The 16,078-nt window shown below is 69.0% G+C and carries 13 protein-coding genes; 6 read left to right on the top strand and 7 right to left on the bottom strand.

The features are described 5' to 3' along the window. The first annotated feature begins 103 nt into the window (after positions 1 to 103). On the top strand, positions 104 to 949 hold the full coding sequence (locus ACFVDO_RS17070; RefSeq protein WP_378857822.1) for a DUF4097 domain-containing protein: 846 nt from the start codon (positions 104 to 106) through the stop codon (positions 947 to 949). After that, positions 946 to 1,581 carry a PadR family transcriptional regulator gene (locus ACFVDO_RS17065; RefSeq protein WP_378857823.1) on the top strand — a complete coding sequence of 212 codons (636 nt, stop codon included), beginning with the start codon at positions 946 to 948 and terminating at the stop codon, positions 1,579 to 1,581. The genes ACFVDO_RS17070 and ACFVDO_RS17065 overlap by 4 nt, the downstream gene beginning before the upstream one ends. 250 nt (positions 1,582 to 1,831) lie before the next feature. On the opposite strand, the gene ACFVDO_RS17060 is transcribed toward ACFVDO_RS17065, so the two are convergent. Next, positions 1,832 to 2,377: a universal stress protein gene (locus tag ACFVDO_RS17060; protein WP_378857824.1), complete on the bottom strand. Its 546-nt coding sequence runs from the start codon at positions 2,375 to 2,377 to the stop codon at positions 1,832 to 1,834. A gap of 152 nt (positions 2,378 to 2,529) precedes the next feature. On the opposite strand from ACFVDO_RS17060, the gene ACFVDO_RS17055 reads away from it, so the two are divergent. Then, on the top strand, positions 2,530 to 2,718 hold the full coding sequence (locus ACFVDO_RS17055) for a DUF3073 domain-containing protein (protein WP_378857825.1): 189 nt from the start codon (positions 2,530 to 2,532) through the stop codon (positions 2,716 to 2,718). 79 nt (positions 2,719 to 2,797) lie between these two features. Here the strand turns inward: ACFVDO_RS17055 and ACFVDO_RS17050 are convergent, their stop codons facing one another. Then, positions 2,798 to 4,972, bottom strand: coding sequence for an alpha-galactosidase (locus tag ACFVDO_RS17050; RefSeq protein WP_378857826.1), 2,175 nt, complete (start codon positions 4,970 to 4,972; stop codon positions 2,798 to 2,800). A 42-nt stretch (positions 4,973 to 5,014) separates the two neighbouring features. On the opposite strand from ACFVDO_RS17050, the gene ACFVDO_RS17045 reads away from it, so the two are divergent. Further along, entirely contained in the window at positions 5,015 to 6,040 is a 1,026-nt protein-coding gene (locus tag ACFVDO_RS17045) for a LacI family DNA-binding transcriptional regulator (protein ID WP_378857827.1), read from the top strand. An 11-nt stretch (positions 6,041 to 6,051) separates the two neighbouring features. Here the strand turns inward: ACFVDO_RS17045 and ACFVDO_RS17040 are convergent, their stop codons facing one another. From ACFVDO_RS17040 to ACFVDO_RS17020, 5 genes are all read right to left on the bottom strand, one after another. Then, on the bottom strand, positions 6,052 to 7,803 hold the full coding sequence (locus tag ACFVDO_RS17040) for a glycoside hydrolase family 35 protein (RefSeq protein ID WP_378857828.1): 1,752 nt from the start codon (positions 7,801 to 7,803) through the stop codon (positions 6,052 to 6,054). Positions 7,804 to 7,870: 67 nt separating this feature from the next. Next, positions 7,871 to 9,211: an ABC transporter substrate-binding protein gene (locus ACFVDO_RS17035; protein ID WP_378857829.1), complete on the bottom strand. Its 1,341-nt coding sequence runs from the start codon at positions 9,209 to 9,211 to the stop codon at positions 7,871 to 7,873. Between the two features lie 59 nt (positions 9,212 to 9,270). Then, positions 9,271 to 10,137, bottom strand: a complete 867-nt coding sequence (locus ACFVDO_RS17030; protein ID WP_378857894.1) for a carbohydrate ABC transporter permease — start codon at positions 10,135 to 10,137, stop codon at positions 9,271 to 9,273. Positions 10,138 to 10,208: 71 nt separating this feature from the next. Further along, positions 10,209 to 11,102, bottom strand: a complete 894-nt coding sequence (locus tag ACFVDO_RS17025) for a carbohydrate ABC transporter permease (protein WP_378857830.1) — start codon at positions 11,100 to 11,102, stop codon at positions 10,209 to 10,211. Between the two features lie 81 nt (positions 11,103 to 11,183). Further along, positions 11,184 to 12,824: a glycoside hydrolase family 13 protein gene (locus tag ACFVDO_RS17020; protein ID WP_378857831.1), complete on the bottom strand. Its 1,641-nt coding sequence runs from the start codon at positions 12,822 to 12,824 to the stop codon at positions 11,184 to 11,186. A 60-nt stretch (positions 12,825 to 12,884) separates the two neighbouring features. Between ACFVDO_RS17020 and ACFVDO_RS17015 the strand changes: the two genes are divergently transcribed. Then, positions 12,885 to 14,966 (top strand): DUF5054 domain-containing protein, encoded by a 2,082-nt coding sequence (locus ACFVDO_RS17015; RefSeq protein WP_378857832.1) that lies wholly within the window; start codon positions 12,885 to 12,887, stop codon positions 14,964 to 14,966. After that, positions 14,963 to 16,075, top strand: coding sequence for a metallophosphoesterase family protein (locus tag ACFVDO_RS17010; protein WP_378857833.1), 1,113 nt, complete (start codon positions 14,963 to 14,965; stop codon positions 16,073 to 16,075). Before ACFVDO_RS17015 ends, ACFVDO_RS17010 begins: the two co-directional genes overlap by 4 nt. Positions 16,076 to 16,078 lie beyond the last annotated feature (3 nt).

Below are 16,078 nucleotides of genomic sequence, written 5' to 3'. Positions count from 1 at the left end.
GTGCGAATCTCATCGCGTCTCTTGACAGACTCGCGATATATCGTGTTATCCTCGTAACACGCGATATATCTCGATATCGCCGCTCACAACAGGAGAAACTCACATGACCGAGAAGTGGCTCATCGCCCCGGGCGAGGAACGCGTCATCGACATCGCCGCGGCGACCCGTCTCAAGGTCGGCCTCGTCGGCGGCCAGGTCGACATCATCGCGCACGACGAACCCGGCATCCGCATCGAGGTGCACGGCGTCACCATCAAGGACCTCCGCGTCGAGTCCGACGGCACCCAGGTCGAGATCGACCACCCGCAGCTGGGCTGGGACAACTTCCTCGAGGTGTTCCGCAACTTCGGCTCCGGCGGCCCCCGCGCCGAGATCAGCGTCGCAGTCCCCCGCGCCATCGCCCTGAACCTCGGCGTCGTCAGCGCCGGCGCCCTCGTCTCCGGCATCCGCAACGACACCAGGCTGAACACCGTGTCGGGCGACATCATCGTCGACACCCTGGTGGGCGACCTGACCGTGAACTCGGTGTCGGGCGACGTGCAGATCCACGATCTCACCGGCGCCCTGAACGCGAACAGCGTCTCGGGCGACGTGGCCGTCACCGGCAGCGTGCGCAAGGCGACCATCGACACCGTGTCGGGCTCGACGCTCGTCGACGCGTCCGGCAACGTCAACACCATCAACCTCAACACCGTCTCGGGCGGCGCGACCATCCGCCTCGACGAGACACTGCCCGCCAACTACGTGCTGCGCTCGATGAGCGGACGGATGACGGTCGACGGCGTGCAGCGCTCGCAGAGCGGCCCCAGCAACTTCACCGGCTCCACCGGTGAGCTGGCAGGCAGCTTCGTCGACGTCCGCGCGAACACCGTCTCCGGTGGCATCACCGTGCTGCGCCGGCCCCTGACCACTGTCGCCGACGACCCGGAGTGGGAGGAGGGGGCATGAGTCCCGCGGTCTTCTCGCACGGCGACCTGCGACTGTACCTGCTGTCGCTGCTCGCCGAGTCGCCGCAGCACGGCTACGGCATCATCCAGGCGCTCACCGATCGCACCGGCGGCACTTACACGCCCAGCGCGGGCACGATCTACCCCCGCCTCGCCAAGCTCGAGGAGGAGGGTCTCGTGACCAAGACGGCAGACGGCCGCACCACGATCTACGCGATCACGGATGCCGGGCGAGCAGAGCTCGCATCCCGCTCGGACGACCTCGCGGGCATCGAGGACGGCCTGGCCGACTCGGTCCGCCTGATCGCGAACGAGGTGCGCCAGAGCGTGCAGGAGGCGATGAAGAGCCTGCGGGCCGATCTCGCCGCAGCGGAGCAGCAGGACCGCAAGGCGGCGAAGAGCACGCCGCCCCGCGCCCCCGGCCACGACGACGAGCGCGTGATCGCGCGCGAGAACCTGTCCAGGGCGGACGCCTCGATCAACGCCTTCCGGGCACGGGTGCGCAGCGACCTGCGCACCCACGTCGCCCGAGGCGGCGCGCTGCCGACGGCGGTCGTGACCGACCTCGAGTCGGCGATGGATGCCGCGGCTCGCGCCGTGACGAACGCGCTGGCGTCATCAGTCGAGCGCTGACGCCCTTCGTCTCGCTGCGCTCGCTCAGGGTGCGGAGTCCGTAGTACCCGGGCCCTGAGCGAGGAGCGCAGCGACGAGACGAAGGGTCGCTGCGCTCGGTCAGGGTCCGAACTCCCGGGCCCTCAACGCCCTTCGTCTCGCTCCGCTCGCTCAGGATCCGGCGTCTGTTGCACCCGGGCCCTGAGCGCCCTTCGTCTCGCTCCGCTCGCTCAGGACCCGGAGTCCAGAGCGACGAGACGAAGGGGAGAGGTCACTCCTCCGGCCAGAGGTCCTTGTTCTCCTTGCCGGACTCCTCTTCCTGAGGGATCACGAGCACGTTCCGGTGCTGGCGGTGCGCGAGGCGCGCGGCGACCGAGCCGGTGAAGAACTCGCGCACCGACTCGCCGAATCCGCGCCGGCGGGTGCCGATCACGATCAGTTCGGCATCGAGCTTGTCGGCGAGCTGCTTGATGGCCAGCGCCGGGTCGCCGACGAGCTGCCGGGCGGCCCAGGTGAGCCCGGAGTCCTTCAGCGCAGCATCCGCCACCTTCTGCACCTCTTCGAACTCGGCGGCGCCGAGGTCGACATTCAGGTCGATGGGTGCGGAGTGCACGTAGCCGTCCGGATCCTCGTAGGTCACGAAGCGGCTGACGTCGACGTGCACGACGACCAGCGGCGCGCCGAACAGCTTCGCGTACCGGGCCGCTTCCTTCAGGACGTGACCCGGTTGACCAGGCTGCAGGCCGACGATGACGGCCTTCTGCAGCTCGTCGTTCGAGATGCTGTCGCCCTGTGGGGTGGAGGTGGGTTCTGTCATGGCGATCTCCCTTCACCGGCGCCGCCAAGAGGGCTCATGCCCTGGCGTGCGTGCTATCCTGAATGCTACTCTTACCGGCCTCGAGCCGGTGCCGTGGATAAGACATCGGGCCCCGCACAGCCCGTTGCTGAACTCGTAAGGGGGTCTCGCGCATGGGCCGTGGCCGTCAGAAGGCGAAACACACCAAGATCGCTCGCGAACTCAAGGCGTACAGTCCGGATGTCAACTACTCCGCACTGGAGCGTGAACTCGGGCACCCCGCATCTGAGGGGGACGAGTACGTCGACAAGTGGGCCGACCAGTACGAAGACGAAGACGAGGACGAGCTCGAGAAAGCCTGAGCTCACCTCATTCGCGACGACTGAGCCCCGGCTGGACAGGATGCTGTCCCTCCGGGGCTTCGTCGTGCCCTGAGTCCGCTCAGTCGACAGCGGTCGCGTGCAGCACGATCGCCTGCTCCGGCTGCAGCGACGGCATCACCACGCCGGCCGTGCCCAGCATCCGGCCGCGCGATTCGATGCCGGCCTCCTGCCAGGCGGCAGGGTTCATCCGCGCACCCTCCACGCTGAGCGGCTCGACGACGACCCGGTACCGGCGATCGGCGTCGAGTCCCGTGAGCCGCATCCGGCCGGCCGTCGAGGTCGCCCCCACCGTCCGCGCGGTGTACACGTAGAGCGCGGAGGAGCCGTCGGCCGCGACGATGCCGTGCATGCCGTGCGCCTGGTCGGGCACATCGAGCCGCACGAGACGACCGTTGTGCAGCATCTCGCGGTGCTCCTTGTGCAGTGCGATCCAGGCCCGGACGGCCTCGAGCTCGTCGACGGTGCAGTGCCGCAGATCGAGTTCCACGCCGAGGTGCCCGATCAGCGCCTCGGCTGCACGGAAGGCCATCGGATGCGTGCGCCCGGTGGTGTGCGACTCGGCCGAGGCGATGTGCGCCCCGATCAGCTCGGGCGGCAGCAGCTGCATGGTCCAGCCGTTGATCCGCTCGCGTTCCAGGGGGTCGTTGTCGTCCGAGGCCCAGACCCGGTCGGTGCGCTCGATCACACCGAGGTCGACCCTGGCACCGCCCGAGGAGCACGACTCGATCTCCAGCCCGGGATGCGCCTGCTTCAGCTCGTCGACGAGCCGGTAGAACGCGAGCGTCTGCCCGTGCACGCCCGGGGTGCGCGCCGGGCCGTGTCCTGCGGCGACGAGGTCGCGGTTGTGGTCCCACTTGAGATACGAGATGTCGTACTCGTCGAGCAGCGCGAGCAGAGAGTCCCGGATGTGCCGGTAGCAGTCCGGGTTCGCGAGGTCGAGCACCTGCTGGTTGCGAGCGGGAATGGGGAGCGCGGCGCCCGCGCGCATGATCCAATCCGGGTGCGCCCTGGCGAGATCCGAGTCGACGTTGATCATCTCGGGCTCGACCCACAGTCCGAACTGCATGCCCAGCGCGCGCACGCGGTCGACCAGCGGATGCAGACCCTGGGGCCACACGTCTGCGGAGACCGTCCAGTCGCCGAGACCCGCCCTGTCGCTGCGGCGAGCGCCGAACCAGCCGTCATCGAGAACGAAGCGCTCCACGCCGACCTCGGCCGCCGCCTCGGCCAGCTCGACCAGGTCTTCCTCGTTCTGGTCGAAATACACCGCCTCCCACACGTTCAGCGTCACAGGCCTCGGTGTGGACGGATGCTGCGGGCGCGCCCGAAGCATCCGATGCGCGCTGTCCGCGATGTCGTCGAGCCCGTCGCCGTGGAACCCGTAGACCCATGGGCTCAGATACTCCTCGCCCTCAGCCAGCACGATCTCCCCCGGCAGCAGCAGCTCTCCGCCGCCCAGCAGCTGCCGGCCCTCCGGCATCCGCTCGATCTGGTGCACATGGTCGCCGGACCAGCCGGTGTGCAGCCCCCAGACCCGTCCGGAGGCGTATCCGAACCCCGGGACGCCTGCGAGGAGCATCGTCGCGGCGCCGAGCCCGGTGCGTCCGCGGCGGTTCTCGCGGCGGTGCTGGCCGATACGGATCGTCCCGCGCTGCGGGATGCGCTCCGCACCCCAGCGCCCGGCGAAGTCGAGTGCCTCCGCCGCCTCGAGCGGCGTGGGCAGGCAGAGCAGCAGACCGTCGAGCTGGTACGGGTCCGCAGCGGTGTTCCGCAGCGCGGCGCGCATTCGCACCACGCCGGCGGCCGTCATCTCGATCTCCAGCGTCAGTGCGAGGCCGTGCTCGGCGTCGACGGCCTCGACCCGCAGCAGGCCGGACCCGTGCTGCAGCACGGCCCTCGCCCCGGCCGCGATCTCCGCACCGTCGAGCAGTGCGCCGGTCACCGTGAACAGCGGCGCCCAGTCCCTTCCCGCCCGCGATCCGCTGATGCCCGGGGCGCCCTGCCAGCCACGACCGTGCTCGGGGAGCACGGACACGGCGACGGGGACGTCGGGCTCACTCCCCGCCGCCGGGAGGATGCCTGATGCGGCGAGCGCCTCGAACTCCGCGGCATCCAGATCGCCGGTGTCGGGGCCCCAGTGCAGCACGGCGGGGAGCGCTCCCGCCCTGATGTCGAGGGCGATGCTGCGGCCGGCGGACCGCATCACGAGACCCGCGTCGACGGCTTCGGACATGTCTTCCTCCTCGGACTCTTCTGAGCTATTGTTTACGTTGCCATGAGTTTAGAACCGGACAATGCAGGACGCGCCTCCATCAAGGACGTCGCGCAGCACGCCGGGGTCTCTCCGCAGACCGTGTCGCGTGTCGCGAACGGGTATGTGCACGTGCGTCCTGCCATGCGCGAACGAGTACTGGCCTCGATGCGCGAGCTCGGCTACCGTCCGAACAGCGCCGCGCGGAACCTCAAGTCCGGGCGGTTCCGCAGCATCGGCCTGGTCGCCTACAACATCACAACGCTCGGCAACGAGCGCACGCTGGAGGCCGTCGCCGAGGCCGCAGCGCTCGCGGGCTATACCACCACCCTCATTCCGGTGGCTGACCCGACCAGCGGCAACGTCTCCGGTGCGTTCGGCCGGCTCGAGGAGCAGGCCGTCGACGGGATCATCCTGATCATGTCGGCGGAGCTCGGCTCCCCCGACGACCTCGCTCTGACGGCAGGGCTGCCGCTGGTGATCGTCGACTCCGACGTCGCGACCGAGCACACCCTGGTGGACAACGACCAGGAGCAGGGCACCCGCCTGGCGATGCAGCACCTGCTCGATCTCGGCCACTCGCGCATCGCGCACGTCGCCGGACCCGACCGCGCCTATTCCGCCCGTCGTCGCGCCGAGACGTACCGACGCGTCGTCGCCGAGCAAGGGCTGCCCGTCGTCGAGATGCAGCGCGGCAACTGGACGGCCGCATCGGGCCGCGCCGCAGGCGCCGCCATCCTCGATTCCGAGCCCCGTCCGAGCGCCGTCTTCGCGGCGAACGACCAGATGGCGCTGGGCGTGATGACGGCCGCTCATGAGCGCGGCATCCGCGTGCCCGAGGAGCTCAGCGTCGTCGGGTTCGACAATGCCCCGGACAGCGACACCTACTGGCCTGCGCTCACCACGGTGCACCAGAACTTCGACGTCGTCGGGCAGCGCGCCACCGAGATCCTCATCGCCATGATCGACGGCGAGCCCATCCCGGAGAACCCGCTCATCCCCACCCAGCTCGTCGTGCGAGCCAGCACCGCCCCGCTTCAGCAGGACTGAGCTCCACAGGCTCAGAACTCCGTCGGCCCCAGGTCGGGGCCGGCCACGAACTCGGCCTGCGCACTGGTCATGCCGCGCAGCTCGAGCACCAGCAGCTCATTGCCCTCGGAGCGGAGCACGGGCGCCGGCACATACAGCGTGCGCTGCGGGCCTCTGCTGGAGTAGCGGCCAAGGGCGAATCCGTTCACCCAGACCGCGCCGCTGCCCCAGCCGCCGGTGTCCAGATGCAGATCGGCGGATGCGTCGGCGTCGAAGCGCCCGCCCAGCAGCACGGGGCCGCCGACGGGACAGCCCGCGTCGATGGCCGCGCCGTCGGTGCGCAGCGCCTCACGGAGCGCCGCGGGATCGAGGTCGAGACCGCCCGCACGCCAGCCGGTCAGCGGCACACCGTCGAGCTCCACCGGACCGATCAGCCCCTTTCGCTCGCCGAGCCGATCCGCGTAGTTCACCCCGCCGAGCACCTCCACGACGAGGGTCAGCAGATCGCCGTCCGGAAGGACGATCATCCGGTCCCCGCTCTCGCGGTCGATGACGCCGACCGGCCGGTGATCCACGAACACGTGGGCGCGGTCGCGGACCTCGCCCACGGTGAGCACACCGCCACTCGGCACCTCCACCTGATAGCGCGCGTACCCGCGCGGAGAGCCGAAGGCTGTGGCATCCGGAACCTCATGGTGGTCGCTCAGCCGGGCGAGACCAGCGGTCAGCACGTCGGCCGACGTGTCCAGCCCGACCGTGAACGCGGGCGCCGGGCCGCGCGGAGCGGGCGCGTCGTCGGGCACCGGAGCGTACCGCGAGATCACCTCGCGGAACCGCCAGTACTTCTCGGTGGGCGTGCCGTCCTCGGCGAGCGGGGCGTCGTAGTCGTAGGAGGTCACGATGGGGCGATAGATGCCCTTGTCGTTCGCGCCGGAGGTGAACCCGAAGTTCGTGCCGCCGTGGAACATGTAGATGTTGACCGAGGCGCCGGCAGACAGCAGGGCCTCGAGCTCGGCGGCGCTGGCCTCCGGGGCGGTCGTGTGGTGCGGTTCGCCCCAGCTGTCGAACCAGCCGCACCAGAACTCGGAGCACATCAGCGGCCCGCGCGGCTGGTGCTCGCGCAGGGTCGCGAGGCGCTCAACGGCCCGGGTGCCGAATGACCCGGTGCGCAGCACCCCGTCCAGCCCGCCGCGCTCGAGCATCGCAGGCTCCGGCTGGTCGACCGTGGTCAGCGGCACGGTGATGCCGTCAGCCACGGTGTGCTCGACGAGCGCGCGCAGATATGCGGCATCCGATCCGTAGGCGCCGTACTCGTTCTCGATCTGCATCAGGATGACGGGGCCGCCGGCGTCGATCTGACGCGGGCGGACGATCTCATGCACCTGGGAGAGATATTCGCGCACAGCCTCGAGGTAGCCGGGATCCGAACTGCGCAGCGCACCCTCGTGAGCGCGGAGCAGCCACTGCGGCAGGCCGCCGTCGTGCCATTCCGCGCAGATGTACGGTCCGGGGCGCACGATCGCGAGCATCCCGGCATCCCGGATGAGATCGAGGTAGCGGCCGAGGTCGAGCCCGCCGTCGGTGCGGAACGCGCCGCGCGACGGTGAATGCTCGTTCCACGGCACATACGTCTCGATGGTGTTCAAGCCCATCTGCCGCGCCTTGCGGATCCGGTCCTCCCACTGATCGGGGTGGATCCGGAAGTAGTGCATGGCGCCGGAGATCACCTGGAAGGGCTCGCCGTCCAGGCGGAAGTCATCGTCGCCGATCGCGAAGGTGGGCATGGTGCTCGCTTTCGTGGGGGTATGCGGAGGGGAGTCCGGCGCGGAGCCGGACTCCCCTCCGGTGAACTCACTTGTTGACGGTGAATCCCTGTGCGTTGCCGTAGTCGACCAGGGTCTTCTGCCACTCGACGAGCGCGGCGTTCAGGTCGCTCTCCTCGCCGATCGCCTTGCCGACCGAGTCGGCGAAGACGTTGTTCGCGTAGCCCTGGTAGGGCAGGTACTGCCAGCCGGCGATGACGGACTTCGCCGACGCGGCGCCGACCTGGTTGGCCTTCTGCTCATCCACATACGCCGGGAAGGTGCGGTTCGCCCACTCCGGGTCGTCGAACGTGGCGACGGTGGCCGGGAAGCCGCTCTGGTTGACGAGGTCGCGACCATCGCCCTCGGCCAGGAACTGCAGCAGTGCGGCACCGATCAGCTTGTTCTTGCTCTGCGCGGTGACGGTCATGCTGCTGCCGCCGTTCTCGGCGGATCCGGGCTGGCCGTCCCAGGTCGGCACGGGCGCTGCCTTCCACTTGTCGACGCCGTAGTCCTCGCCCATGTTGATCATCCACGAGCCCATCAGCAGGGTGCCGAGCTTGTCGTTCGCGAGCGACTTGGTCCACTCATCCGACCAGGTGGCGACCTGCGAGAGCTCGCCCTTCTGCAGCATCCCGCCCCACATGTCGGCGAACTTCTTGGAGCCCTCGTCCTGCAGGTCGATCGTGACGTTCTCGCCCTCGGCCTTGAACGGATGTCCGCCGGAGGCCCAGATCATGCTGGTGAAGAAGCCGGCGTCGCCGCCGTTCGAGATGTACGCGTCGGGGTCGTACTTGTGGATCGCCGCGGATGCCGCAGTGAACTCGTCCCAGGTCTTCGGGGCTTCCTTGATCCCCGCCGCGGCGTAGAGCTTGGTGTTGTAGATCATCACCATGGGGCCGGAATCCAGCGGGATGCCGACGAGCTTGCCGTCGACGTTGACCGCGTTCCAGGTCGACGCGGTGAAATCGTCCTTGTACTTGTCCAGGCCGTACGCCGACATGTCGGCGAGCGCACCGCTCATCGCCAGCTGCGGCAGGGTCTGGTACTCGACGGGCAAGATGTCGGGTGCGCCGGAACCGGCCTTCACCGCGTTCTGCAGCTTCGTCACGGTGGCATCCGGGTTGTCGAGCTTGACGACCTTGATCTTCACCTTGGGGTTCTTCTTCATGAAGGCGTCGGCCCAGGCCTGGTTGTTGTCCCCCCAGGTCCACCAGGTGATCTCGCCGCCCTTCTTCACGGCCGCGTCGATGTCGGCCTGGGAGGTGCCGCCGCTCGTGTCGCCGGAGGACGAGTCGCTCGAGCATGCCGCGAGCGGCGCGACGAGCAGGGCGATCGTGCCGAGGGCCATTCCGGCCTTCAGCCAGTGGCTGGTGCTGTTCTTCTTCACTTCGGGTCCCTTCGTTGGGTGTGAGGTGTTGCAGGTGAGGTGTTGCGGGGTCGGGAGGACTACTTGACGCTTCCCGCGGTGAGCCCGGCCTGCCAGTAGCGCTGCAGGTAGAGGAACACGGCGGAGATCGGGAGCACGGTGAGCAGCGAGGCGGTGATGACCAGGTGCGGGATCGCCTCGGTGCCGATCGAGGTGGATGCCGACGCCCACTGGTTCAGGCCGACAGTGAGCGGGTACCACTGCGGGTCGCTGAGCATGATCAGCGGCAGGAAGTAGTTGTTCCAGGTCGCCACGACGGCGAACATCAGCACGGTGATGAGCGCGGGCGCGAGCTGGCGCAGCGAGATCGAGAAGAAGATCCGGATCTCGCCGGCACCGTCCAGTCTGGCGGCCTCGATCAGTTCGTCCGGGATGGCCTCGGCGGCGTACACCCAGACCAGATAGAGGCCGAAGGCGCTCACCAGGGAGGGGATGATCACGGCCCAGGGCGTGTTGGTGAGGCCGAGCTTGCTGAACATCAGGAACTGCGGCACCGCGAGCACCGAGCCGGGGATCGCGAGGGCACCCAGGATGATGGCGAACACGGCGCGTCGACCGGGGAAACGGTACTTCGCCAGTCCGTACCCGGCGAGCGTCGCCAGCAGCGTGGCGCCTCCGGCACCCAGCACGACGTAGAGCAGGGTGTTGCCGAACCACCGCACGAAGATGCCGTCGTCATAGGTCATCACCTGCGCGATGTTGTCGAACAGCGCGAAGTTCGGGCCGAACCAGAGCGCGAACGTGTCGTAGAGGTCGGTGCGCGACTTGGACGCATTGACGACCAGCCAGAACAGCGGTCCGACGCAGTACAGCAGCATCACGGTCATCACGATCGTGAGCATGACGGAGGCGCGCTTCCGGCGGCCGGTGGCCTTCGGCGCCGGCATCCGCCCGACGCGTCCGCTCGCGAGTCGGCTGGGCCGGCGGGGCCGGCGGCCGGTGACGATCGCCTCGGTGCTCATCGGATCTTCTCCTCACGTCCACCGGCCGACTGGGCGAAGAACGCCACGACCATGGTGATGATGCCGGAGACGATCGCGATCGCAGCGGCGTAGTTGAACTGGGAACCTGCGAACGAAAGGTTGAACGCGTACAGGTTCGGGGTGAAGTAGCTGTTGATCACGTTCGGTGCGATCGACTGCAGCACGGCCGGCTCGTTGAAGAGCTGGAAGCTGCCGATGATCGAGAACAGCGTGGCGACGACGATCGCGCCGCGGATGGAGGGGATCTTGATGCTGAAGATCGTGCGGTACGCGCCGGCGCCGTCGATCTCGGCTGCCTCGTAGAGCTCCTGAGGCACGGCCTGCAGCGCCGAGAAGAAGATGAGCATGTTGTAGCCCACGAACTCCCAGGTCACGATGTTGCCGATCGCGATCATGATGAAGCTGTTCGAAAGCGGCGCGGGCAGCTCGATGCCGAACAGGTGGTTGATGTCGGCGACGAGGCCGAACTGCGAGCCGTACATGTAGCCCCAGATCATCACCGCCACGACGCCGGGCACGGCGTACGGCAGGAACAGGCTGAGCCGATAGAACGGCACGTACCGCAGCCGCGCACTGTCCAGGGCGAGAGCCGCGACCATCGACAGCGCCAGCATGATGGGCACCTGGATCAGCAGGAAGAGAGTGACGCGCAGAGTCGCGTCCCAGAACTTCGGGTCGTTCAGGGCGAGCACGTAGTTGTCGAATCCGACGAAGTGGTTGCCGCCCACCAGGGTCTCGCGGAACAGGCTGAGGTAGATCGCGTACAGCAGCGGCGCGATCAGCACCAGCGCGAAGACGAGCATGAACGGCCCGACGAACCACCAGCCCGCCCAGGAGCGGCGGGGGCGTCTGGTCTGCACGAGCGTCATTGAGACTCTCACTTCCTCGTGATTGGTTACGTTATCAATGGATACTAGACGGGTTTTGGTTACGTAAACAAGCGCCGCAGGTCACGGGCTGATATCGGTCATCCACACGGTCGCGTCCGGAGCGAGCGAATCACCGCCCTCGGGCCTGCTGTCGAGCAGCACGCGCCCCGCAGGCAGCGCGACGACCTCGTCGCCGGTGTTCGCGAACACACTCACGTCGCCGTTGCGGAATGCGAGGACGGATGCCGGGAACCCGTCCATCCACTGCACCGCGCCCGCCCCCAGACCGAGCCGTCGACGCGTCTCGATCAGCGTGCGGTACAGCGCGAGTGCCGAGTCGGGCGAGCGGCGCTGCCGATCCCGCGCGAGCTCGGCCCACAGCGCCGGCTGCGGCAGCCAGGACGCGTCGCCGGGGCCGAATCCGTAAGACGGCGTGTCAGCCTCCCAGGGCAGTGGGACCCGGCATCCGTCCCTGCCGTACTGCGCACCGTCGGTGCGGAACCAGGTGGGGTCGCGACGGGAGTCGTCCGGCAGGTCGGTCACCTCGGGCAGCCCGAGCTCCTCGCCCTGATACAGGTAGGCCGAGCCGGGCAGCGCGAGCATCATCGCCGCGGCCGCACGTGCGCGCCGCTCGCCGGCGGCGCGATCCGGCAGGCCCGGCGTGCGCGGGCCGACACCTCCGACGGGGCGCGGATGCCCGAGCATGAGGCTCGTGGCGTGCCGGACCGAGTCGTGGTTCGACAGCACCCAGGTCGGAGGGGCGCCCACGCGCTCGAACGCCTCGATCGTGTCGGCGATCGTCTCGCGCAGCGATGCCGCATCCCATTCGTCGAAGAGATCGTTGAACGCCTGATGCATCTCGTCGGGGCGCACCCAGTCGGCACGACGACTTCGCGGCTTGATCCACGACTCCGCGACGAGGATCCGGTCGTCGCCGTACTCCTCGAGCAGGCGCCGCCAGGAGCGGTAGATCTCGTGCACCTCGGGCTGCCCCTCCCAGGGAGCCGGATCCTCGTCGTCCGCGTCGGGAAGGCCATCGGCCTTGACCAGGCTGCTGGCTACGTCGACGCGGAAGCCGTCCACGCCGCGGTCGAGCCAGAAGCGCAGGATGCGCAGGAACTCGTCGCGCACCTCGGGGCTGCGCCAGTCGAAGTCGGGCTGCGAGGAGTCGAAGAGATGCAGATACCACTGCGCCTCAGCGTCGGAGGAGTTCGGCTCACGCGTCCATGCAGGACCGCCGAACCCGGAGCGCCAGCCGTTCGGCGGCTCGTCGCCCCGCGGACCTCGCCCGTCGCGGAACAGGTACCGTGCCCGCTCGGCGCTTCCCCGCGGCGAGGCCAGCGCGGCCCGGAACCACGGATGCTCCGCGCTGGAGTGATTGGGCACGATGTCGACGATCAGCCGCATCCCCCTGTGGTGCACGGCGAGCACCAGGTCGTCGAAGTCGGCGAGCGAGCCGAAGAGCGGATCGACGTCGCAGTAGTCGGCGACGTCGTAGCCGCCGTCGCGCTGCGGTGACGTGTAGAAAGGCGAGAGCCAGAGTGCGTCGACGCCCAGTTCCTCGAGGGCGTCCAGCCGCGAGATGATCCCCCGCAGGTCGCCGATCCCGTCACCGTCGGAGTCCGCGAAAGAGCGCGGATACACCTGGTAGATGACAGCCGTGCGCCACCAGTCCATGTGCCCACCTCCTCGTGTTGGTTGCGTCACCAATGGAACATACATCAGAATTGATTACGTAAACAATCATCCGTCCGATCGATCTTCTCGAAGGAGAGAACCCGCATGGCCGCGACGATCCATGTCGTCTTCAAGACCCACCTGGATGTCGGGTTCACAGCGCTCGCCGACACCGTCATCCGGCGCTACCTGGACTCGTATCTGCCCAAGGCGATGGACCTGGCCGAGGAGCTCGAGCGCCGCGGCGGCCGGGCCCGCTTCGTCTGGACGACCGGCTCCTGGATGATCCACCACGCGCTGCGCACAGGCGAGCCCGACCTGCGAGCACGGCTGGATGCGGCGATCCGCCGCGGGGACATCCGCTGGCACGCGCTCCCCCTCACCACGCACACCGAGCTGATGGACCGCTCGCTCGCCGAGTACGCGCTGTCGATCGCAGCCGACCTCGACGCGCGATACGGGCGGCGCACGACGGCTGCCAAGATGACGGACGTGCCGGGGCACACGATCGGCCTGGTGCCCGTGCTGACCGCCGGCGGCGTCGACTACCTGCACATCGGCGTCAACGGCGCCTCCGCCGTGCCCGAGGTGCCGGAGTTCTTCCGCTGGCGGGCGCCCGAGGGCAGCGAGCTGGTCGTGCACTATGCGCGCAGCTACGGGGCCGAGGGGCTCGACGTCACGTTCACCCCCGACAAGCGCGTCGGCCTGCACCTCGCGCACACAGGCGACAACCTCGGCCCGCCCAGCGCCGACGAGGTCGAGGACCTGTTCCAGCGGCTCGCCGCCCAGCATCCGGATGCCGAGATCGTGGCGAGCGGTCTCGACGACTTCGCGGCGGCGCTGGTGGCGCAGCGCGCGATCCTACCCATCGTCGAAGACGAGATCGCCGACTCCTGGATCCACGGCGCGGGCGCCGACCCGCTGCTCACCGCCGGGCTGCGCGCGCTGCTCGCGCTGCGCCGGGACTGGCTGGCATCCGGAGAGCTCGCTGCGGGAACGGCAGAGCACGACGTGTTCAGCGAGTGGCTGCTGCGGGTCGTCGAGCACACCTGGGGCGAGGATCTCAAGACGTTCCTGCCCGACTACGTGAACTACCGCAAGCCCGACTTCGCCGCGGCGCGGGCCAGGGATGCGATCGATCCGTCACAGAATCCGCCGGCGACGAAGGCGTACGACTGGGCGTGGGCCGAGCATCCGTCACCGCAGGGCCTGACGTACTCCGGGTTCGAGGCGTCGTGGGCCGAGCAGCGCGCGCACCTGAACCGCGCCCTGGAGGCGCTCGCGCCGCACCGCCGAACCGCGGCAGCGGACGCGCTCGCGGCGCTGGTCCCGAGATCGGATGCCGCACCGGCCGTCCGCACGGCGGAGCCGGGCGAGATCCTCGAGCTCGGCCGGTTCCGGGTGCGCTTCGCCGAGGACGGCTCGATCGATCTGCTCGACGACGAGCACGGGCGCTCATGGGCCGGCCCCGAGCACCACCTGGGGGCCTTCTCGTTCCAGACCTTCGACGAGCGCGACGAGCAGCTCTGGATGACTCAGTACTGCCGCGACCGCGAGAACACCGACATGTGGGCGGTCCCGGATCAGAGCAAACCGGGGCTGTCGATCGCCGGCGACCTGCCGGCCTCTCTGTTCCGGCCGGTCGTCCTCGGAATCGACATCGTGGACGGAACGGATGCGGGCACCGCGACCGTTCGGATGACGATGCCCGATTCCGCGACGACGCACTGGGGTGCGCCGCGTCGGGTCACAGCCGTGTTCACCTTCCCGCACGGTTCCGGCGCCATCGACATCCGTCTCGATGTCGCGGGCAGGGACGCATCGCGGCTGCCCGAGGCGAGCTGGTTCGCGTTCCGGCCGCTGCCCGCCACGGGCGCGTGGAGCCTGGACAAGCTCGGCACCGCGGTCGACCCCACCCGGGTCGTGCGCGGCGGGAACCGCTCACTGCACGCCGTCGAGGCCGTGCGCCGCAGCGGCGAGCAGGCTCTCGTCCTGGCATCCGCCGACGCTCCGCTCGTCGCCGTCGGCGAGCCGCAGCTTCTGCGGTTCGAGAACCGCGACGCCCAGCCCGAGGACGGATTCCACGTCAATCTGCACAACAACGTGTGGGGGACGAACTTCAGGATGTGGTTCGATGACGATCTGAGCTACCGCTTCACCCTCGACCTCGCCGGGAGCATTCGATGACCGCCCTCGTCACCACTCCGCTCTCGATCATGGCCCCACGGCCGGACGGCTTCGAGGCGCTGTGGGCGGTGAGCCGGCTCAGCCGCGGCCGGCTGGAATGGCGCACCTCGCGCGAGTCCGGCGAGTGCCGGATGGATCGGTTCGGCATGGTGCCGCAGGGCGAGGAGATCCTGCGGGTGCGCGCGGCGGGCCTGCCGGCCGGCGCCGTCGTCGAGGTGCGCGCGATCACCGAGGCCGTCGGCGGCCCGGAGGATCGACACGTCACGGAGTGGCGGAGGGTGCTGCTGCCCGACAGGGATGCCCCGGCAGCCCGCATCGCGGTATGGAACGACACCCATCAGGATGCCGCCACGCTGCAGGCTCTCGACGATCAGACCCCGTCCGTCGATCTGCTGGTCTGGAACGGCGACCTCTGCAACGACTGGAAGACGCGAGACGAGTTCGCCGCGACGCTGCTCGCCCCCGCGGGCCGCGACATCACTGGATCCCGCCCGCTGGCTGTCACGATCGGCAACCACGACGTTCGCGGCGACTGGGCGTTCCGCCTGCAGGAATATGTCGCCATGCCGGACGGACGACCGTACCACTCGATGCGCGTGGGCCCCGTCGCGGCGCTCTTCCTGCACACCGGCGAGGACAAGCCCGACGCGCATCCGACGTTCCGCGGGCGAGTGGCTCTCGAGCAGCTGCGCGCCGAGCAGGCCGCCTGGTTGCGCGAGGAGGTGCGCAGGCCCGGCATCGCCGATGCCCCGTACCGGCTGGTGTTCTGCCACATCCCGCTGCGCTGGGTGGACGAGACCCCGGTGGACTACGACGCCGAGGGGTACGACTGGTTCGCGAAGGCCTGCCGGGATGCCTGGCACGAGTCGCTGGAGGAATGGGGCGCGCAGGCCGTGATCTCAGGCCACACGCACTACCGGTCGATGATCCCCGCGGACGACGAGTTCGGGTACGCCCAGGTGATCGGCGGCGGTCCTGTCGCCGACCCTGCCGATGACGAGGCCGCGACCTGGATCGAGCTCGCCGCCGACGCCGCCGGGCTGGGCCTCACGATGCGCACGCTCGACGGCGAGACCGTGCTGCAGGCGGAGTTCCCCGCGCTGCGATGAGCG

It is taken from the genome of Microbacterium sp. NPDC057741, from assembly GCF_042798735.1.
In the GTDB taxonomy this organism is placed as follows: Bacteria; Actinomycetota; Actinomycetes; order Actinomycetales; family Microbacteriaceae; genus Microbacterium.
Note: the sequence above shows the minus strand (reverse complement) of the source record. Positions and strands in the feature narration are given on the sequence as shown.